The sequence below is a fragment of the Aeromonas schubertii genome, from assembly GCF_000820105.1.
Taxonomy (GTDB): Bacteria; Pseudomonadota; Gammaproteobacteria; order Enterobacterales; family Aeromonadaceae; genus Aeromonas; species Aeromonas schubertii.
Map to the genome: position 1 here is coordinate 128,877 of NZ_CDDB01000011.1, position 20,631 is coordinate 149,507.

Annotated in this window: 15 protein-coding genes and 1 pseudogene; 3 read left to right on the top strand and 13 right to left on the bottom strand. The window is 64.9% G+C overall.

Going from position 1 to position 20,631, the window contains the following annotated elements:
* Positions 1 to 38: 38 nt before the first annotated feature.
* A complete protein-coding gene (locus BN1133_RS03055; protein WP_050665081.1) occupies positions 39 to 1,754 on the bottom strand; it encodes a methyl-accepting chemotaxis protein in 1,716 nt (571 codons plus the stop codon).
* 120 nt (positions 1,755 to 1,874) lie between these two features.
* Positions 1,875 to 3,680, bottom strand: coding sequence for a hybrid-cluster NAD(P)-dependent oxidoreductase (locus BN1133_RS03060; RefSeq protein WP_050665082.1), 1,806 nt, complete (start codon positions 3,678 to 3,680; stop codon positions 1,875 to 1,877).
* Positions 3,681 to 3,779: 99 nt separating this feature from the next.
* Here BN1133_RS03060 and BN1133_RS03065 point away from each other — a divergent pair, with 99 nt between their 5' ends.
* The 3 genes and pseudogenes from BN1133_RS03065 to nifJ all read left to right on the top strand — a co-directional run bounded on the left by BN1133_RS03065 (position 3,780) and on the right by nifJ (position 9,933).
* On the top strand, positions 3,780 to 4,541 hold the full coding sequence (locus BN1133_RS03065; RefSeq protein WP_050665083.1) for a substrate-binding periplasmic protein: 762 nt from the start codon (positions 3,780 to 3,782) through the stop codon (positions 4,539 to 4,541).
* Positions 4,542 to 4,717: 176 nt separating this feature from the next.
* Positions 4,718 to 6,355, top strand: a pseudogene (locus BN1133_RS03070) (NAD(P)-binding protein).
* On the top strand, positions 6,352 to 9,933 hold the full coding sequence (gene nifJ / locus BN1133_RS03075; RefSeq protein ID WP_050665084.1) for a pyruvate:ferredoxin (flavodoxin) oxidoreductase: 3,582 nt from the start codon (positions 6,352 to 6,354) through the stop codon (positions 9,931 to 9,933). The pseudogene BN1133_RS03070 and the gene nifJ overlap by 4 nt, the downstream one beginning before the upstream one ends.
* Before the next feature lie 114 nt (positions 9,934 to 10,047).
* Here the strand turns inward: nifJ and BN1133_RS03080 are convergent, their stop codons facing one another.
* The 11 genes from BN1133_RS03080 to BN1133_RS03130 form a co-directional block, all read right to left on the bottom strand.
* Positions 10,048 to 10,275: an HP1242/YdcH family protein gene (locus BN1133_RS03080; RefSeq protein ID WP_050665085.1), complete on the bottom strand. Its 228-nt coding sequence runs from the start codon at positions 10,273 to 10,275 to the stop codon at positions 10,048 to 10,050.
* 73 nt (positions 10,276 to 10,348) lie between these two features.
* Positions 10,349 to 11,812: an ATP-binding protein gene (locus BN1133_RS03085; protein ID WP_050665086.1), complete on the bottom strand. Its 1,464-nt coding sequence runs from the start codon at positions 11,810 to 11,812 to the stop codon at positions 10,349 to 10,351.
* Complete coding sequence (locus BN1133_RS03090) at positions 11,809 to 12,480, bottom strand: response regulator (protein ID WP_050665087.1); 672 nt, start codon at positions 12,478 to 12,480, stop codon at positions 11,809 to 11,811. The genes BN1133_RS03085 and BN1133_RS03090 overlap by 4 nt, the downstream gene beginning before the upstream one ends.
* 82 nt (positions 12,481 to 12,562) lie before the next feature.
* Positions 12,563 to 13,168 carry a tetratricopeptide repeat protein gene (locus BN1133_RS03095; RefSeq protein WP_153006720.1) on the bottom strand — a complete coding sequence of 202 codons (606 nt, stop codon included), beginning with the start codon at positions 13,166 to 13,168 and terminating at the stop codon, positions 12,563 to 12,565.
* 2 nt (positions 13,169 to 13,170) lie between these two features.
* The gene (locus BN1133_RS03100) at positions 13,171 to 13,968 is read right to left on the bottom strand and encodes an SDR family oxidoreductase (protein WP_050665088.1); all 798 of its coding nucleotides are present in this window, start codon (positions 13,966 to 13,968) and stop codon (positions 13,171 to 13,173) included.
* Positions 13,969 to 13,978: 10 nt separating this feature from the next.
* Positions 13,979 to 14,632: an iron-containing redox enzyme family protein gene (locus BN1133_RS03105; protein WP_050665089.1), complete on the bottom strand. Its 654-nt coding sequence runs from the start codon at positions 14,630 to 14,632 to the stop codon at positions 13,979 to 13,981.
* On the bottom strand, positions 14,629 to 16,107 hold the full coding sequence (locus BN1133_RS03110; protein WP_050665090.1) for an AMP-binding protein: 1,479 nt from the start codon (positions 16,105 to 16,107) through the stop codon (positions 14,629 to 14,631). Before BN1133_RS03110 ends, BN1133_RS03105 begins: the two co-directional genes overlap by 4 nt.
* Positions 16,104 to 16,745, bottom strand: coding sequence for a thermostable hemolysin (locus BN1133_RS03115; protein WP_050665091.1), 642 nt, complete (start codon positions 16,743 to 16,745; stop codon positions 16,104 to 16,106). Before BN1133_RS03115 ends, BN1133_RS03110 begins: the two co-directional genes overlap by 4 nt.
* A 106-nt stretch (positions 16,746 to 16,851) precedes the next feature.
* The gene (locus BN1133_RS03120) at positions 16,852 to 17,433 is read right to left on the bottom strand and encodes a hypothetical protein (protein WP_050665092.1); all 582 of its coding nucleotides are present in this window, start codon (positions 17,431 to 17,433) and stop codon (positions 16,852 to 16,854) included.
* Positions 17,433 to 18,779, bottom strand: a complete 1,347-nt coding sequence (locus BN1133_RS03125; protein WP_050665093.1) for an MATE family efflux transporter — start codon at positions 18,777 to 18,779, stop codon at positions 17,433 to 17,435. The genes BN1133_RS03120 and BN1133_RS03125 overlap by 1 nt, the downstream gene beginning before the upstream one ends.
* A 70-nt stretch (positions 18,780 to 18,849) precedes the next feature.
* Complete coding sequence (locus BN1133_RS03130) at positions 18,850 to 20,616, bottom strand: SulP family inorganic anion transporter (RefSeq protein WP_050665094.1); 1,767 nt, start codon at positions 20,614 to 20,616, stop codon at positions 18,850 to 18,852.
* Positions 20,617 to 20,631: the final 15 nt, after the last annotated feature.

Here is a 20,631-nt window from a genome sequence, read left to right on the forward strand (position 1 = left end):
AAAAGGGCCGATTGTTCGGCCCTTCTTTTTTGACTCTGTTATCTCAATCTGAAGTGGGTCATCTCCGTCTCCAGCTCACGGGACAGGCGCTGCAGCCGCTCGGCCTCCTGGGCCGAGTTTCTGGCCGCATCCCGCGACTGCTCTGAGAGGGAGGTGATGGTGCCCACCGTCGACGCCACCTCATTGGCTGCCACCGACTGCTCGCGCAGGGTGTGGCTAATCTCACCCATCAGTCCCGTCAGATTGGCCGCATTGCTCTTGATGCTGGTGATGGCCTCACCGGTCTGGTTGGCAAGGGAAACCCCGCGAGAGACGTTATTGACCGCCGCCTCCATGTTGCGGATCGAGCTGTCTGTCCCTCCCTGAATCTTCTGAATCATGCCGGTGATCTGCTGGGTCGAGGCGGCCGAGCGGCTGGCGAGATTGCGCACCTCGTCGGCCACGACCGCAAAGCCGCGTCCCTGATCACCGGCCCGCGCCGCTTCGATGGCCGCATTAAGGGCGAGCAGATTGGTCTGCTCGGCGATGCCGCGGATCACCTCGATGATCTCCGAGATCTGTTGGGTATGGGTGTTGAGTTCGGCGATGCTGGTGGCCGCGTCGGTCACTGTGCTGGAGATGCTCTCTATGCTGTCTAGGGTCTGGTTGATAACGGCAGAGCCCTGATCCAGTGCCGTTGCCGCATCCTTGCTGAGCTGATCGGCGTTGCTGGCATTATCCGAGAGATGGGTAATGCTCACCACCAACTGCTCAATGGCGGCCGCCATGGTCTGGGTACTGCCCTGCTGGGAGGCCGCATAATGGGAGGTCTGCTCTGCCGTCATGGCGATATTGTCGGCCGACTGCATCAGGGATTGGGCCGAGTGGGAGACCTTGCCGATGATGTCGCGCAGGGTCTTTTGCATCTCGGCGAGCATGCCAATCAGGCTATAGCGAGCATTGGCGGGCACCTCTATGGCGCGGGAGAAGTCGCCACGGGCCATGTGCTCCAGCTCCCGGCGTAGCACCTGAACCGGGCTACCCACCAGCTCTAGCAGGGAGCGATAGGTGCGCCAGAGGAAGAACATCAGGGCCACACCCAGCAGGATGAAGAGGTAGCCGATGAGCCGGGACAGGCTGGCCACCCCCTCTACCGCCTCCTGGGTGCGGTTGTCGAGCAGCACATAGAACTGATCGATGGGCTCCATGATCTTGGCCTTGTTCTGGTGATAGGCCTTGTCATGCATCATGGCGATGGCCTGTTGCTGATTGGCCACGGGGTCCCCATCGCTCTGCTGCACCAGCTTGAAGGCGGCCACCTCGGTGTTGACCAGTCCGTCGGAGTTGTTCTTGGCCTCGGTCAGCTTGGCCAGCTCCTGGCTGGTAAAGCCCGCATCCTTCATCAGATCGATGAGCCCGCGTCGCTCACCGCTGTCGGGCCGGGGAGGCTGACCGGTGGCGGCGACGAAATCCCAATAGATCCGGTGATAGTCCTGGGGCCTGGCGGCCTCACCGTTACGGATGGCCAGGATGCGCATGTACTGCTGCTCATAGGCGGGATCCTTGGTGATGACGTAGGTTCTGGCCAGTCGGGTCAGATCGTCTGAGGACTGGCGCAGCTCATCGGCCAACTGATAGGAGTGGTATCGTTGCTCACTGGCCTCCTGGATCCGGGCACTGGACCAGATGTAGGCGATAAAGGTGAGCGCTAACAACAACAGCAGGACAACCGAGATCAGCAGGTTGACCTGAAAGGTGGATTTTGTCTGTTCCATGACGAGCGTTCCAACTACGTGTGCATTCCTGCCACGGGAGCAGGGGGGAGTCGGTCACCCTGATGCCGTGCCGACACCATTGGGTATAGCGCTCAAGTGGGAACGATCGCAAATCTGGAGTTAGGGCTGTGCCACGATATCGCTCAGAGGGACGGCGCAGCAGGCGAGGATCTCGCCCCGGGCCCGGGCCGCTTCATCCAGCGCCGGCGCTGCCGGATGCTCTACCTCCCCCTCCAGCAGGGTGCAGCGGCAACTGCCGCACAGACCCGCACGGCATGACCAGGGGATCTCAATCCCCTGTTTGCCGGCCTGATCGAGCAAGGAGCCCTGGTTATTGCCGAGAAACACCCGCTCGCCGACACGAATGCGCACGCTCTTGTGGGGCCGAGCCACCGCCAGCACGGTTCCCCCAAAGGATTCGTGGTGCAACCGCTCGGCCGGTACCCCAAGCTCGCCGAGCCAGCCCATCGCCAGCTGCATAAAGCCGTTGGGGCCGCACAGGTAGACATCCCGCTCGCTCAGGTGGGGGATGGCGGCCAGGTGGTCACGGGTGAGATGTCCTTTTAACCCCTGCCAGTGGGGGTCGGGCTGGCTTAGCAGCAGGGTGAGGTGCAGGCCGGCCTGACGCAGGGCGAGCAACTCTTCGCGGGCCGGAATATCCGCCTCGCTGCGGCACTGATGAAGGAAGTGAACGTCCCCAAGCTCTCCCCGATCCGCGAGGAAGCGGGCCATGGAGAGCATGGGGGTGACTCCTGAGCCGGCCGAAAGCAGCAGCAGTTTGCGCCGTCCCCCCAGCTGGAACTGACCCTCGGGGGCGTGGGCGAGCAGGGTCTGCCCTACCTGCAGCTCCTTGTGCAGCCAGGGGGAGGCGTGCCCCTCCTCGATGCGCTTGACGCTGATGGCGAGGCGCTCCGGACGAGAGGGGCTGGAGCTCAGGGTGTAGCGACGCAGGATGCGTTGGCCTTCAATGTCCAGGGCAATGGGCAGGTGCTGGCCCGGCAGGTAATCGGGCAGGGGCAGAGCGTCGTCGGCCTCCAGCCAGAAGGTCTCGAGATCCCGGGCCAGGGATTCACGCGCCACACAGCGCAGGCGGCGGCGAGCCGGTGCCGCGTTCGGGTAGTGGGCAGGGCGCCGATACTCGAGCACCTCTATGGGGGCGCCCACCTCGATCACTCCCTCGTTGAGAGGAATGAGGTTCTGGCCGAAGTAGACCTCCCCATCTTCCCCCTTACGGTAACGGGAGAGGGTCGCCAGCGGCTCCTTGAGCCCGTTGAAGCGTTCACTGCCCGGCTCGACCGTGGTCATGATGCAGCGGCTGCAGGGTTTGGCCAGCGCAAATTCCACCTCACCGATGCGGATGCGCTCCCAGCCATCTTCGGCAAACGGGAGCGTGCCGCTGACCACCAGATTGGTGCGAAACTGACTCATGGTGTGCAAGGCGTCGGAGCGCAGGTTGAGATCCTCGAGCGAAGCCTGCGAGATAAGCAGCAGGGGGTAGCCATCGGCAAAGCTGACCCGGGTGCCGATTTTCTCCCGGTAGCGATTGGAGGTAACCCCCAGCCACAGCAATCGGGCCGGCTCGCCCAGCACCCGACTCAACCAGGCATCGGCGCCGGCCGTGGTGGTGAGTGCGGTGAAGTCGTCGCTCCAGACTCGGGTGGCAAAGGGGATGCGGTCAAACTCGGCTTCGTGCACACAGAGCGGCGGCTCCTGTCCATATTCGAGTCGCAGACCCCCCTCGCAGAGGTGGGCCCGGATGAGTTGCAGCCTGGGATGGGTCCTGGCCGTGATAAAGCTGCCGTCGGGGCGCACCACCATGTAGCGGCGATCACCCGCCAGTCCCTCTGCGGTGACCCGGGCCTGGTTCGGGGAGAGGGGGGCGCAGGACTTGACGGGATAGAGGTGGAGGGCGCTGAGGGTGAACATGGTGGATTCCCTTGTATGGATCAGTCCCCGAGCATACCGGCTTCTCGGTCCCGACTCCATCGGCGGTCTATGTTTGTAGAGGTGAAAAGGGAGGTGGCCATGAGAGCGATATTGCTGTTTTTACTGCTGCTAAGCGGGGTCTGTCATGGCGGAACCTCGCTGGTGCTCACTACCGGCGAGTATCCCCCCTACTGCTCGGAACGCCTCAAGCATCAAGGGTTAATTCCCCATATCATCACCAGCGCGTTCGCCAGGGAGGGTGTGACCGTTCGCTTCGACTTTTATCCCTGGAAGCGGGCCTATCGTCTCTCCGAGGAGGGGGTGGTCGATGGCACCGCCCACTGGTATGAGTCGGCCGAGCGGCGCAAGACCCACCTCTACAGCGATCCCATCCTGGCCGAGACGTATGTCTGGTTCTACCTCAAGTCGGCTCCCCTCGAGTGGCAGGAGTTTCGGGATCTCGCCCCTCGCGCCCTGGTGGCCATCAGTGGTTACACCTATAACGAGGCCTTTTACAAGGCGATCGAGTCGGTACCCCTCAACGTTCAGTTTGTGACCCGGCTGCGTCAGAGCTTCGATCTCATCCTCTCGGGGCGAGCCGACCTCACTTTGGAGAATCTGGATGTGGGTTTTTACTCCCTGCGCCAGTTCTATCCGGCGAGCACAGTGGATCTCTTTACCACTCACAGCAAGCCGGTGATGAGGGTCGAGGGGCATCTGCTCATCAGCCGCAAGCGGCCCGATGCCGCCGAGCTTATCGCCCGTTTCAACCTGGGTCTAAAGGCCCTGCGTGAGAGCGGTGAGCTGGACAAAATGGTGCTGGACTCCCGCTCCGGTCGTTATGCGATGGACAAGCCTTGAACAAATCGGCCTTTTTTTGATCTGGGTGGCCATCCTCGACAAACGTTTGTTACACACTGTACCGAGTTTCCGGTTTTTAACGCTTTTGCTTTTCCCCGCCTGCCACCGGCCGCCACGGCAAACCGGTTTTCAAGGGCTCAGGGCGGTCGGTTCACCCACAAGCAGAAAGCAATGTTATGAGCAGACAACTGGATATGACATCGCCGCCGGATCTCTCCCGCAAGACGGGGACGGGTCCGGTGCGCAGTCGGGTGCCTGCCTGGCGCCCGGCCCTGCCCCCCTGCAATCACGCCTGTCCGGCCGGAGAGAACATCCAGGCCTGGTTGTCGCTTGCCCAGGCCGGCCACTTCGAGGCGGCCTGACAGCGGCTTGTCGAAGAGAACCCCTTTCCCGCCATCCATGGCCGGGTCTGTTATCACCCCTGCGAGAGCAGCTGTAACCGCGCCGCCGTCGACGAGGCTGTCTCCATCCACGCCATCGAGCGTTTCCTCGGGGATGAGGCGCTGCGCCTGGGGTGGCGCCCGGCACCCCTCTCTTGCACCGGCGGCAAGCGGGTGCTTGTCGTCGGTGCAGGCCCCTCTGGCCTCTCCTGCGCCTGGCACCTCAATCGCCTCGGCCACCGGGTGGAGATCCGCGAGGCGGGTCCCCTGGCCGGCGGCATGCTGCGCTTTGGTATTCCCGCCTATCGCCTGCCCCGGGAGGTGCTCGATGGTGAGGTGGCCCGTCTGGTGGAGGCCGGCGTGACGCTGACCCTCAACCACAAGGTGGAGGATGTGCTGCGCGAGCGTGACGAGGGGGGCTTCGATGCGGTCTTTATGGCCATCGGTGCCCATCTGGCCAAGCGGGTCGATATCCCGGCCCGGGAGGCGGGTCGGATCCTCGATGCGGTGAGCTTCCTCGAGCAGGCAAGCCTTTGCGTCGAGCAAGGTCTGCCACCACCCAAGCTGGGTCGACGGGTTGCCATCTACGGAGGGGGCAACACGGCGATGGATGCGGCGCGCACCGCCCGTCGCCTCGGGGCCGAGGAGGCGATGATCATCTATCGGCGCGATCGGGATCATATGCCGGCCCACGCCTTCGAGGCCGATGAGGCCGAGGAGGAGGGGATCAAGATCAACTGGTTGCGCTCCATTCGCCACATGGACGAGAGCCGTATCGAGGTGGAAGAGATGACCCTGGACGGGGATGGCAGACCTGTCCCCACCGGCCGCATCGAGACCCTGGAGGCGGATTCCCTCATTCTGGCCCTCGGCCAGGAGGTAGACCTGACCGTGCTCGAGACCATACCGGGTGTTCGGGTCAACCAGGAGGGGGTGGTGCAGGTGGGCGAGAACCTGATGACCGATGTGCCCGGATTGTTCGCAGGGGGAGACATGGTTCCCTCACAGCGCACCGTCACCATCGCCACCGGCCATGGCAAGAAGGCGGCGCGCCACATGGATGCCTGGCTGCGCGGGGAGCATTACCAAAAACCGCCCTCACACCCCCTCATCGGCCACGAGGGGCTGCACCTGTGGTTCCAGACCCGGGCGCCGGCCAGCGATCAGCCCGTGATGGCGGCTGCGGCACGCCAGGACTTTAGGGAGATTGTGGGAGGGCTTTCGGAAGGCGAGGCCCGTTATGAGGCGAGCCGATGTTACTCGTGTGGCAACTGCTTCGAGTGCGATGGCTGTTACGGCAGTTGCCCCGAGCAGGCGATCGAGAAGCTGGGGGCCGGCCTCGGTTACCGGGTCGATCCGGCCCGCTGCACCGGTTGCAGCGCCTGCCACGATCAGTGCCCGTGCAATGCCATCGAGATGGAGGAGGCCAGATGAGCGACCAGATGATCATGGTGGACGGCAACGAGGCCGCCGCACGGATTGCGTACCAGCTAAGCGAGATCTGCGCCATCTACCCCATCACCCCCAGCTCCACCATGGCGGAGCTGGCGGATGCCTGGGCCGACGAGGGGCAGACCAACCTGTGGGGCAACGTGCCCACCGTGGTGGAGATGCAGAGCGAGGGGGGGGCCGCCGGCTCGGTGCATGGCGCCCTGCAGGGGGGGGCACTCGCCACCACCTTCACCGCCAGCCAGGGGCTGATGCTGATGCTGCCCAACATGTACAAGATAGCGGGTGAGCTCACCCCGGCGGTGTTCCATGTGGCGGCCCGCGCACTGGCGGCGCAGGGGCTCTCTATCTTCGGTGACCATCAGGATGTGATGGCGGCGCGCACCACCGGCTTTGCCATGCTGGCCTCGGCCAGCGTACAGGAGGCCCAGGATCTCGCCCTGGTTGCCCACGTGGCGACTCTCCAGTGCCGGGTCCCCTTCATTCACTTCTTCGACGGTTTTCGCACCTCCCACGAGGTGAACAAGATAGCAGCCATCGATAAGGCGACCATTCGGGCCATGATCGATGACGACTGGATCCGCAGCCACAGGGCGCGCTCCCTCAACCCGGACAGGCCGGTGATGCGCGGCACGGCGCAAAACCCCGACACCTATTTCCAGGGGCGAGAGAGCGTCAATCCCTTCTACGAGGCGGTACCGGCCAGGGTGCAGCAAGCGATGGACGAGCTCGCCCGCCACACCGGTCGACCCTACCGGCTGGTGGAGTATCGGGGGGCGCCGGATGCCAGCGAGGTGGTGATCCTGATGGGCTCGGGGGTGGCGGCTGCCCGTGTTGCCAGCGACTGGCTCAACGCCCGGGGGGGCAAGACGGGGGTGCTGCAGGTGCGTCTCTATCGGCCCTTCCCGAGCGCCGCCCTCATCGCGGCCCTGCCCGGGACGGTGCGGCGCATCGCCGTGCTCGATCGCACCAAGGAGGCGGGGGCCGGCGGCGAGCCGCTGCTGCTCGATGTGCAGAGCGCGCTCATCGATGCCCTGCAGCGGGGACTCATCGGGGCGCTGCCCTGGCTCTCGGGGGGGCGTTATGGCCTCTCCTCCAAGGAGTTCACCCCGGCCATGGGGGTGGCCATCTTCAACGAGCTGCGCGAGCCCGCCCCGCGCCCGCGCTTTACCGTGGGGATCCTCGATGATGTGACCGGCTTGAGTCTGACGGTGCCGACCCTGCCCAATCTGGAGCCGGCCAACCGGGTGCAGGCGCTCTTCTATGGTCTCGGAGCCGACGGCACGGTCGGGGCCAACAAGAACAGCATCAAGATCATCGGGGAGGGGGGCGAGCTGCACGCCCAGGGCTATTTTGTCTACGACTCCAAGAAGTCGGGATCGCGCACCGTCTCTCACCTGCGCTTTGGCCCTGATCCCATCGACGCCCCCTGGCTTATCGAGGCGGCCAGTTTTATCGCCTGCCATCAGTGGTCTTTCGTCGAGAGCGTCGATCTGCTCGAGCACGCGGCCCCCGGTGCCACCCTGCTGCTCAACGCCCCCTGGCCCAAGGAGCAGCTCTGGCAGCAACTGCCGGCGCGTCTGCGTGCCCGGATCCGCAACAAGGGCATTGCCCTGTGGGCCATCGATGCGGATCGGGTCAGCGAGCAGACCGGCATGGGCAAGCGTATCAACACCATCATGCAGACCTGCTTCTTCGCCCTCGCCGGCGTGCTCCCCAGGGAGGAGGCCATTGCGCTGATCAAGAAGAGCATCGCCAAGAGTTATGCCAGGAAAGGGGAGGCGGTGGTCGAGCGCAACTTCGCGGCGGTCGATGGGACCCTGGCAGAGCTCTATCCCATCCCCTGGCCCGAACAGGGGGAGGAGAGCGAGTCCCCCTATCCCCTGCCCATCGCCTTGCCACACGGGGTGACGTCGGAGGTGCATACCTTCCTCGAGCGGGTGACAGGACCCATGCTGGCGGGCCAGGGAGATCGCATTCCCGTCTCACTGCTGCCCTGTGATGGCACTTACCCCACCGCCACCAGCCGGGTGGAGAAGCGGGCCATCGCCCGGGAGATCCCCATCTGGCGCTCCGATCTCTGCATCCAGTGCGGTAACTGCTCCTTCGTCTGCCCCCATGCGGCCCTGCGTGCCAAGTTCTATCACGCCAGGTGGCTGGCCGATGCACCCGATGCGGTTCGCTCGGCACCGGTGACGGCGCGGGGGTTCCCCGACAGCCGCTACACCCTGCAGGTCTATCCGGAGGATTGCACCGGCTGTGGCCTCTGTGTCCAGGCGTGTCCGGTGCGCACCGAGGGGGGCGAGCGGGCCATCGTGATGGAGGAGATGCGCGTGCACCTCGAGGCCGAGAAAGAGGGGCTCGCCTGGTTTGAATCGCTCCCCTGGCCGGCGCGGGACAAGGTGGATTTCTCCACCGTGCGCGGGGTGCAGTTCCTCGAGCCCCTGTTCGAGTTCTCCGGCGCCTGTGCCGGTTGCGGCGAGACCCCCTACCTGCGTCTGCTTACCCAGCTCTTTGGCGATCGCATGCTGGTGGCCAACGCGACCGGCTGCTCCTCCATCTATGGGGGCAACCTGCCGACCACCCCCTGGAGCCAGAACGGCGAGGGGAAGGGGCCGGCCTGGTCCAACTCCCTGTTTGAGGACAACGCCGAGTTCGGGTTCGGATTGCGTCTGAGTGCCGATCAGCACAGGAGTCAGGCCGAAGTGGCGCTGCAGGCCATGGCCCCGGCGCTGGGCGAGGAGGTGGTGGCCGCCATTCTCGGCGCGCCCCAGCGCCTGGAGTCGGAGATCCGTGACCAGCGCCAGCGCATTGCCCGGGTGCGGGAGCGGCTTGGGCCGCATCCCGACGAGGCCGGGTTGACCCTGTTGTCGCTGCTCGACCAGCTGGTGCGCCGCTCGGTCTGGATAGTGGGGGGGGATGGCTGGGCCTATGACATCGGCTCGGCCGGGCTCGACCATGTGCTGGCCTCCGGACGCGACGTCAACGTACTGGTGATGGACACCGAGGTCTACTCCAACACCGGAGGACAGATGTCCAAGTCCACGCCGCTGGGGGCGGTCGCCAAGTTTGCCGCGGGTGGCAAGACGCTTGCCAAGAAGGACGTGGCCCTGCAGGCGATTGCCTATGGCAACGTCTATGTGGCGCGCATCGCCTTCGGGGCTCATCCCCAGCAGGCGCTGCAGGCCCTGAGGGAGGCAGAGGCCTATCCCGGGCCGTCACTCATCATCGCCTACAGCCACTGTATCGCTCACGGCATCGACATGGAGCAGGGATTGACCCAGCAGAAACGGGCGGTCGATTCGGGCCACTGGCCCCTGATGCGCTACAACCCTGTGCTGCGTGAGGCGGGTCACAATCCCTTCAGCCTCGACAGCCTGCGCCCTGGCATTCCCTTGCAGACCTATCGGGAGCAGGAGACCCGCTACCGGGTGCTGGCCCAGAGTCACCCAGAGGAGGCCGAGCGGATGATGGCCATTGCCCAGCAGGTGGCGTTGCAGAAGTGGTCCATCTACGAGGAGATGGCGACCCGGGAGGCCGAACGGTTCCATCCCGTGTTGTGATCGTCGGGGCTGGGTAAAGGGGCCGTCAGGCCCCTTCTTCATAGGCAGGTGGCAATCAGGGAGGCCACAGAAAACAACGACCCGGGCCATGCCCGGGTCGTATTGGTCGATGTGTCACTGTTGTGACTGGTCTCGCGCTTTGTAATCTTGCAGGATCTCGTAGAGATCTTCTTTGAGTTTCAGCTTTTTCTTCTTCAGTTCACGAACCTGATCGTCGTTTGCGTACTCTTTTTCCAGTTGCTTGATCTCGTCATCCAGCTGATTGTGCAGATCAAATTTCCTCTGAAAGTGGGCATCGGTGGTTTTCAGCCGGGAGATAAGGTCACGGTACTCTGGAAACATGTCGCCTCCTTTCTTGGTGGGTATGAGTCCAAACTAGCCTATCTCCCTCCCCGGTAACGTGACCCATATCACTTTAATCACAATTCGTCTGCTGGGGCGAAATCGCGTCCTTATCGAGCAGGTGGCCGAAGTAGATACTCACCTGAAGTCCCCCTTCGGGGCGATTGTGAACGCTGATGTCGGCGTCGTGCAGGTGAGCGATACGGCGCACTATGGCCAGCCCCAGACCGACCCCGTTCCCCGCCTGGGGATTGACCCGAAAGAAGCGTTCGCTCAGGCGTGGCAGCAGTGACTCCGGGACGCCGGGGCCGTTGTCTGCGATGTGTACGACCCCCCGGTTACCCTCCCGCTCTACCCTCACCTCTATGGTGCCGCCACAGGGGGTGTAGCGCAGGGCATTGTCGATGAGGTTGGCAAACAGGATCTCCAGCAGGGTCTCTTGCCCCTCAAGGGTGATAGGGTCGGCGACCTCGAGAGAGAGCTGCAGATCTTTTTGCAAGGCGAGGGGGGCGAGATTGGCAATGGCCTCGCGCACGCACTCGTCGAGGCGCATGGGACTGGCCTCTATCTGCTGGCGGTTGTCGAGACGAGCCTGGGTGAGCAACTGGCGCAGCAGGCGATCGCAGCGGTCCAGCGCCGTCACCATCTTGCCGAGGGAGTGGCGGCGGCTCTGCTCGTCGCCGGCGGCCAGGGCGTTCTCGCTATAGAGACGCAGCACGGCCAGCGGTGTACGCAGCTCGTGGGCGGCCTCGTCGGTGAATTGTCGCTCCCGGGCCAGGGTCTCCTGCAGGGTGTGCATCAGGCGGTTGAGCTCCCCCATCAGCAGGGCCACCTCCTTGGGGGGGGAGGGGATGTTGAGAGGGGTCAGGTTGGCCGGGTGGCGTTCTCCTATCTCCCGTGTCAGCTCGGTGAGCGGCATCAGGCCACGGGTCATCAGCCACCACAACAATACCAGCAGCAGGGGCAGGGTGATGATGAGGGGCAGCATGGAGACGGTGGCTATCTTGCCAGCCAGCTCGCCGCGCTCGTCATCCCGTTCGGCGACCATGAGCCAGGTGCCCAGATGGGCATTATGCAGGGTGAAGGTGCGCCAGATGTGTGGCCCGTCCCTGTGCTGGCCAAAACCGGGCTCCAGGGCGCCGAGCGGGCGTTCGGGGGCGCTCGGTGAGCGCAGCATCATCTCCCCGTCGTCGGCGATGAGTTGAAACGAGAGGTTGCGTTCGAACTCGTGCCCATAGGGGGTCAGCTCGTCATCGTCCCCTCCCCAGCCGTGATCGCCCGAAGGGGAGGCGTGGGGCTGTTCCCACTCCTCATAGATGGCGCCCTGGGCGCGCTGATCGGGCAACTGGGCCAGATAGCGCAGCAGCAGCTTCTCGGTGATGCGGGCCGACTGGGCCAGCCGGGCATCGAACAGCTCCTCCATCTCGTGGCTGGCCGAGAGGTAGCCGATCAGCGCACTGACGGTGAGGCTGGCACTCACCAGCAGGAGGACGGCGCTGAGCAGAAAACGGCGCAGAGAGTGGCGGGTCTGGTTCAAGGGAGTGACTCCAGGCGTGGCACTATGTAGCCGACCCCGCGCAGGGTGCGGATCAGGTCGGGGAAGAGCTTCTTGCGCAGGTGGTGGATATGCACCTCCACCGCATTGCTCTCGGCCCCCTCATCCCAGCCGTAGAGGCGCTGATGCAGCTGATCCCGGCTCAGTACCCGGCCGGCCTGGGTCATCAGCTCATAGAGCAGTCGATACTCATGGGGGGTGAGGCGCACCGGCTCTCCCCGGTAGATCACCTGCTGGGCGTCCGGATAGAGCACCAGGTCCCCGTACTCCAGCATGGGCTGGGCCTGTCCCTGGCTGCGCCGCAGCAGGGCGCGCAGGCGTGCCTCCAGCTCGGGCAGGGCGAAGGGTTTGGTGAGGTAATCATCGGCCCCTGCGTCGAGTCCCTGTACCCTGTCGTCCAGGGCATCGCGGGCGGTGAGGATGAGCACCGGCAGGGCGTGTCCCTCCCGGCGCAGGCGACGCAGCAGGTTGATGCCGTCGATATCGGGCAGATTGAGATCGAGGATGAGGGCGGCAAACTCCTCGCACTGCAGGGTGGTGAGGGCGGGAAGCCCGGTGGTGAGCCAGTCCACCGTATGGCCGGCTCCCTTGAGGGCATCTTGCATGCCATCCCCCAGCATTACATCGTCTTCCACCAACAGGATGCGCATTTTTCACTCCCCTCGTTACGACTCGCAGGGCCTCAGTATGCCCCGCCCCGGGGAGTGGCTCCAGTGGGTGGGGCTCGGGTGGTCAGAGTTTGGCCAGTTTGGCCTTGATCTCGCCGCGCCGCCCCTCGTCGGCCACCTCCCTCCCCGGTCTGGCCGGAGCGGCCAGGGCTTTTTCCAGGTACTGCCTGGCCTCGGCCTTCTTTCCCTTCACGAGCAGGAAGTCGCCGTAGAAGTAGTTGGGGTCTATCCCGTCAGGATTGATGGCGAGGGCCTGCTTGAGCAACTCCCCGGCCTTGTCGTCGTCGCCGAAGCCGAGGGGCCAGCCAGGCACCTGATAGTAGAGGGAGCCCAGGCTGGTGTAGGCCGACCCGTCGAGGGCCCTGGCGTCCTGCTTGAGGGCAATTTCGAGGCGGGCCTTGGCCTCCTTGACCAGGGGCAGGGCTCCCAGTCCTCCCTTGGCGCCGGCCCAGGTACTCTTGACGATGGCCGACCAGATCAGCAGGTCGGTGCGAAAGGCCTCCTTGCCACTGGCGGCATCGGCGCGCTGACTCAAGGTCTCGAAGCACGACTCCTTCTGTTGCTCCGGAGTCTGATACTGGCAGACGGCCCAGGCGGACTGGATCTCGGCGAGGGGGTCGGCGGCGAGGGCCGGGGTGGCCGCCAGAGCGGCGAGAAGAAGCATCTTCATGGTCAACCTTCCTTGTGCAAGAGGTGATGGGCAAAGCGGGAGATGGTGGCGTGCTGCTTGGCCAGCGCCTTGTCCACCAGACCCGGCAGCAGGGCGTTGAGGCGAACAAACAGCTTCTCGGGCCAGCCGACCCAGGTGCGCAGGCGCTCCTGCTCCAGACTCTCGATGGCGAGTCTGGCGACCTCCTGGGGTGTGTCGGTCCGGGTACCCAGGGCCGCATTCATGGCATAGACCTCCGGGGTGTTGAGGTGAGTGCGGGTTGCGCGCGGCGCAAAGTGGATAACCCGGATGCCGCTTCCCTCCAGCTCTCGTGCCAGGGCCTCGGAGAAGCCGCGCAGGGCAAACTTGCTGGCGCAATAGGCGCTGTAGCCCGGGTAACCGATGGCGCCGAAGCTGGAGCCAATGTTCATCACTATGCCGGGGCGGCGCAGCCTTGGCAGCAGCAGTCGGGTCAGCAGTATGGGGGCCAGGGTGTTGAGCTCGAGCTGGGCCCTTATCTGCTCCTCGCTCTGATCCTCCAGCCAGGCGAAGTGGTTGGTGCCGGCGTTGTTGATGAGGATGTCGATGCCACCGGCGAGCAGGGGCTCGTGGGCCAGCTGCCTGAGCCCCTGTGCCAGATCGGCGCAGAGCCACTGGTGGCGTTCCGGGTGGGGCAGGCGCTCCTGAAGATCGCGAAGGGGGGCCTCGCGGCGACCGTGCAACAGCAGGTGGGCACCGCGCTCGGCCAGTTGTTGCGCCAGGGCTTCGCCGATGCCACCGCTGGCGCCGGTGAGCAGAATGCGTTTGCCATCGAGGTTCATGCTCTTCTCCTCAATCCCGGGGCAACAGGGTGCGCAGCATATCCCCGTAGAGGCGATAGACCACCCGTGCACTGTGGACGATAGCCGCCTGGTCGGCGGGATCCGTGACCCGGTTCATCAGCCCCTCGAAGAACCTCAGGTGCTCCTGATCGAGCGCCCCGTGGGAACTCAGGTAGCTCATGGCCTGGGGCGGTAGGCCAAGCCCCTGCTTGAGCTGGTCGGCCACGGTCAGGGCGATGGCGACACTGGTTCCCTCCAGCACCTGAACCATGCCGAAAAATCCCATGGGGTTACCCCGCTGGATCTGGTCGTAGAGGAAGGCAACCATCAGCTCGATAGGCAGGCAGGGGGTGCCGCCGCGCACCGCCTCGGCATCCCCGCCGCAGGTGCGGATGTCATTGAGGATCCACTCCTGATGGCCATACTCCTCGTCGATGTACTCGGCAATGGCTCCGCGCACCCACTCGTACTCCTGGGGCAGGCGGCCGCCGGTGGCCATCAGCAGGGGAACAGTATGACGCACGTGATAGTAAGCCTGGGTCAGAAAGGCGATGTAGGTGTGGCTGGTGATCTCGCCGCGCTGGCAGGCCTGGATCACGGGGGCGCTGAGCAGGTACTCGCGCTCGCCGGCCGTCTCGGTTTGCAGGTTGTGGTAAAAGCTCACTGTGTCTCTCCTTGGCAGAGTTGTTCGATACGGGTGCGGTAGGTGGCGAAGATCTGCTCCCGGCGCGGACGTCCGTTGGCGGTCAGCAGCCCGGATGCCTCGGTGAGGGGGGCCACCAACCAGTGGTGAATGCGGGCATAGTCGGGCAGTCGCTCGTTGAGACGCTCCACCTGCTGCGCCAGGGCGCCCTCCATGCCGGGCATGGGGTGCAGCAGGGCCACGTTATGGGTCAGGCCGTCGCCGAAGACCACGCAGCGGGCGATGGCCGGCTCGAGCTGGGCCTCGGCCTCGATCCACTCGGGGGAGAAGTTGCGGCCAAAGGCGGTGATCTGCACGTTCTTCTTGCGCCCCGTGATGGTGAGGAATCCCTCCTCGTCGAACTGGCCCAGATCCCCGGTGGCGATGGGGCCGCACTGGGGAGGGTCGCCCAGATAACCCAGCATGGTGGCCCCTTCGACCAGCACCTCCCCATCGGGTGCCAGGGTCACGTGGCAGTGGGGCAGCACGCGTCCGACGCTGCCGATACGATCGCAACCCGGCTCATTCAAGGCGACCACAGAGCCGCACTCGGAGAGGCCATACCCCTCATAGACGGGAAGCCCCAACTGGCGGGCCGACATCAGCAGGGCAGGGGAGACCTTGCCGCCGCCGACGGCCACGAAGCGCAGGCTCCCGGCCAGATGAGTGGCGAGGTGCGGCTGCTGGCGACACAGCCCGACCAGCAGTCGCAAGAGTTCGGGCACCAGCACCAGGCTGTGGGGGCGCTCTCTCATCAACAGGGCGGTGAAGCGGCCGGGCTCCAGGGTGCTGGAGCCGGTAAACCCCACCTCACTCAAGGAAGGGAGTGTGCTCTGGGCTCCCATCAGCAGCGGCACATAGAGGCCGGTGAGGTTCTCGAGCAGGGTCGTCAGCGGCAGCAGGGTGAGGTGGCGCACCACCCCGCTCGGGGCGACCCGGCTGGCCAGAGAGGTACAGACTGCCTCCAGCAAGGGTTGGGAGAGGCAGACTCCCTTGGGCTGGCCCGTGGTGCCCGAGGTATAGGTGATCTTGACCGTGCCGTCCGGCACCGGGGGGGCTGTGATGGCTCGGCGCAGCAAGGGGTAGCCCTCACACTGCTCGAGCCGCCAGCCGGCCCGGCGCTCGCTGAGCTGCGATGCCGCTTGAGCATCGCTCACCGCCAGGGCATCGGCCCCGCTGCTCTCGAGCAGCCAGGCCTGCTGGCTCTTTGAGAAGAAGCCCGGGACCGGTATCGACACTATGCCGGCCTGCAGGCAGGCGAGATCGAGCAGGGCCCAGGGCAGGCCGTTGTCCCGGGCGATGGCGAGGCGTTGCACCCCGGCGTCGGTCAGTGCCATGGCCAGGCTGGCGATCCCTTGTTCCAACTGGCGGTAGGTGAGGCTCTGTCCACCATCGCACAGGGCGATGCGATCGGGGTGGGACAGCGCCGTGGTCCGGATCCGGGTCAGCAGGGTCATGAGAGGGCACTCCTGGCCAGGGGGAAGAGGGGCGGCATGGGGGCGAACAGGCCGAGCAGCAGGGAGTGGTTGGCCAGCACCCGGCGGCCGAGGCCGAGATCGCCGACCATCACCCTGGGCTTGCAGTGGTAGTAGTGACCCCAAGCGCTGGCCTCTTCCCCCATCCGCTCGGGCAGGGCAGTGGCGAGCTCGACCGGGTTTAACTGCAGGCGGGTGAAGCTGTTGCGAAGGCGCGCCGTACCGGTAAAGACCACATAGTCGAGGGCGTTCTCGCACAACAGCTTGCACAGGGCCGCAAACATGATGCGGGCGTGACCCGGCTCGGCGCAGGCGAAGTTGCCCACCTCGACCAGTCGGTCGCGCCGGGTGGTGATCCCAAGACGCTCGGCGATCACCGCCTCGATGGGAGCGTCCAGATAGCGTTCGAGATAGAGGGGGGCCGTGGCCAGACTCAGACCACAGGCACCGACCAGGGAGTCGTCGGCCCGGTAGAGAGCGATGAGCGTGGGCAGAAAATGGGGAATGGTGGCGTCGAACTCGCGGGCATAGGCTGTCTGGATATAGCCTTGCAGGCGACCGATCTCGTCGGGGGTGTCGGCGATGACGAGACGATAGGGGGCCTGGATCTCTGAAGGCATGGTGGGCTCCTCACTGGGTCGATGAGGAGAGGGTGACAGGCCATTCTTAAGAAGGACTTAAGCGCGGTGAGATGCCCAATGGAAGAGGCGCCGCAGCGCCCCTTTTTCAACTCTCTTTTTTCTCTTTCTTCTTGCGCTCGGGCAGCGGCTTGCCATCCCGGGCGATCACCTTGCCCGCCTCGAAGCAGATCTGGGCGGCCAGCTCCTCGAGGTCGGCGGCCTTGGCGTCGCTGCCTACCGCATAGCGCCAGTTGACCACAGTGATCTTCTCGGCGATGGGGGTCTGGGCCACCAGCGGCTCACGCCACCCTTGCCCCATATGGGCCACCAGTACCCCGTCACGCAGCAGCTCACCGACGATCTCTCTGGTCGGCTCGCCCTTGCCATAGGTGAGCCCCTGGGGATGCTTCTTGCCGGCCAGCGGGGCATCGCTGGCCGGGATGAGGCGGGTGCGCACGACCCACTTGGGCTGCTTCTGATCCTTGCCGAGCGGCTTGCCCACCTGATACTCGTTGACCTTGATCGCCTTGATGAGCTGGTTGGTAAACTCCTTGGTCAGCGCAGCCTGCTCCGGGGCATTGGCATCGGTCTGGATCGGGGCCAGATACCAGGTGGCGGCCAGGGCCGACTGGCCCAATAGCAGTGTGGCCAGCAGCAGGCCGAAGAGAGTCTTAATCGAATTTCGCATCATGATTCCACCAAGAGTTTGTTTTGCCAGCGTCGGCTGCGCCAGCGCCAGTACATGGCCAGGCCGCGAACCCATTCGTCGCAGGCCAGTGCCAGCCAGATGCCGACCAGTCCATGACCCTGCATGATACCGAGGAAATAGGCCAGAGGCACGGCAATCCCCCACATGGAGATAAGTCCCATGAGCAGAGGGAAACGGGCATCCCCGGTGGCGCGCAGGGCGTTGATCACCACCAGGTTGAAGGTGCGCCCCGGCTCGAGGATGAGGCTCACCAAAAAGAGCTGCGCCACCTGGTTGACGATATCCGGGTCGTCGGTAAAGAGACCGATCAGCTGACGCCCGCTGAGCGCGGCGGCCAGCGCGATGAAACAGGTGACGACAAGGCCCAGTTTGAGGCTCTTGAGCAGCTGCCCATAGGCGCGCTCAAACTGTCGGGCACCGGCCAGATGGCCGATGATGATCTCGTTGCCAAGGCCGATGGAGAGGCCAAACAGCAGGATGAAGAGACAGATCTGGAAGAAATAGGAGTGGGTCGCCAGCGCCTTGTCGCCGAGCAGGCCGACGAAGGCGGTCACCACCATGAACTGCAGCATCCAGGAGAGGTTCTCCCCGGCGGCGGGCAAACCGATATGCAGCACCTTGCCCAGCATCTCCCGGCTCGGGCGCAGGATGTCGCGGGGAATGAGGCGGATGCCGGTCTTGCGGGCCACCAGCCAGACTAGCAGGACCACCCCGACCAGGCGGCCGACGACCGTGCTGATGGCGACCCCGGCCACCCCCATCTCGGGCAGGCCGAACCAGCCGTAGAGCAGCAGCAGGTTGCCGGCGAAGGTGATGAGGTTGACCAGCAGGGTGACGTACATGGCCTCCCGGGTATGGCCGTGGGCGCGCAGGGTGGCGGCCAGACAGAGCGCCGCCGCCTCGGGCAGCAGACACAGGCCGATGATCTGTAAATAGAGACGACCGTCGTCCATCAGATCTGCCGGCAGGTTCATCAGCGCCAGTATGGGATTGGCGCCGCCCATGACCCCCACGGCGGCCACCAGGCCAACCAGCAGGTTGAAGGCGATGGCGGAGTGGATCACCACCCGGGCCTTCTCCCTGTCGCCGGCACCCAGATACTGGGTGATCACCACGCTGGTGCCGATGCTGACGAAGCTGAACAGGGTGATGGCGAGGTCGAAGACCTGGTTGCCCACGGCCAGGGCGGCCACGCCCCGGTAGGAGACGTGCCCCACCATGAAGGTGTTGAGGGCCCCGGTAAGAAAGTGCAGGGCGAGATCGATAAAGAGGGGCCAGGTGAGGGAGAAGAGGGTTCCCGGGCCCCGCTCGGAATGGCTTTGCATCGGTGTTCCACGGCTACGGAAGGGCCGGTAGGGCCCTCCACGGTGCGCCATTTAACACCAAGGGGCCGGGTCACGCAATCGTGGTGGCCAGGCTCACCTCCCGTTCCTCCTGCTCGGGATCGGTCTCGGCCAGGGGCAGCGTCTCCTCGGCGGAGCGGTAGCAGCGGGTCATGCGCAGGGCCTGATAGATGTCGGGGCAGAGCAGGATCCCATCCTCGCCAACTCGCACCCCGGCCTGGCGGAACCAGTGACTGAGCTGGCCGTGGCGACCGGCCATCACCATGTGAATGCCCCGTCGTTTCAGCTCCTGGTGCAGCTCTCCCACCATGCTCATGACGCTGATGTCCTGATGGGTAAAGCAGGCCACGGCATCGATCACCAGGCAGCGGGGACCGTGCGGGTCTTGCACCAGCAGTGCCAGCACTCGCCGCTTGAAGTAGGGGGCATTGAAGTAGGTGAGCGGCGAGTTGAAGCGATAGACCAGGATGCCGGGAACCCCCTTCACCTGCTCGTTGTTGCCTATGGTGCGCACCACCCCCTCTTCATCGGTGCCGAGCAGCTGGTCCGTGGGGCGCATCACGTTGCGCAGGAACTGGAACAGGCCGAGCAGCACCGCCAGGGTGATGCCGGGGATCACCCCCATGGTGAGGACGCTGACAAAGGTGGTGAGCGCCAGCCAGAAGGCGGATCGGTCCGAGTGGCGCAGGGCCCACAGGCCGCGAAAGTCGGTCAGTGAGAGAGAGGCCATCACCAGCACCACACCGAGGGCCGCGGTGGGGATGTACTGCAGGGGCTCGGTGAGAGTAAAGGTAACCAGGGCGATCACCGCCGCAGCGATGATGGAGACCAGCTGGCTCTTGCCGCCGTTGGCGTCGTTGACCGCGGTGCGCGAGTCGGCTCCGCTGATGGCGAATCCCTGGGATGCGGCGGCGGCCAGGTTGGCCATGCCAAGGGCCCGGAACTCCTGATCCGCATCGATCTCGTAGCCGTTCCTGGCGGCAAAGCTGCGGGCGGTGAGCATCATGGAGACGAAGCTCACCATGGCGAGGTTCAGGGCCGGCAGCACCAGCTCACGCAGCAGACCGGGGGGAAACTCGGGCAGTTGCAGGTCGGGAATGCCGGAGGGGACATGGCCTATGGTCTTGATGCCAAATTGCCCCAGGGTGCCGGCCCAGACCAGCAGGCCGGCGCCGGCCAGAGCCAGCATGGTGGCGGGCCAGTGGGGGCGCAGCCGCCGGCAGACGAGCAGCAGTAGCAGGGTGAAGAGGCTCATGGCCAGGGTCGGCAGGTGGCTTTGGGAGAGGTAGCCTGGGCTCCCTGCCAGTCGCTCGATGAGGTACTTCTCGCTGAAGGTGAAGCCGAAGATCTTGGAGAGCTGTCCCACCATGATGGTGATCGCCACGCCGTTAAGCAGCCCCATCAGGATGGGGCGCGACAGAAAGTCGGCCAGCACACCCAGCTTGAAGCGGCTGGCCACCAGGCACCAGACACCGGTCATGGCGGTCATGGTCATCACCAACTGCCAGTGTTTGGTGGGATCCCCGGCGGCCAGGGGGGTGACCACGGCGGCGATGACGGCGCAGGTGGCGGCATCGGGCCCCACGATCAGTTGGCGTGAGGTGCCAAAGAGGGCGTAGACCATCATCGGCAGGATACAGGAGTAGAGTCCCACCACGGCACCGACGCCGGCCAGCTCGGCATAGGCGATGGCGACGGGAAGGGCGACCGCGGCCACCGAGAGGCCGGCGCGACAATCGGGGGCAAGCCAGCTGCGCTCGTAGCGGAGCAGAGCGGCGAGGCCGGGCATCCAGCGGGCCAGAGAGAAGAAATCGCGCATAGTGAACCCTTTGAA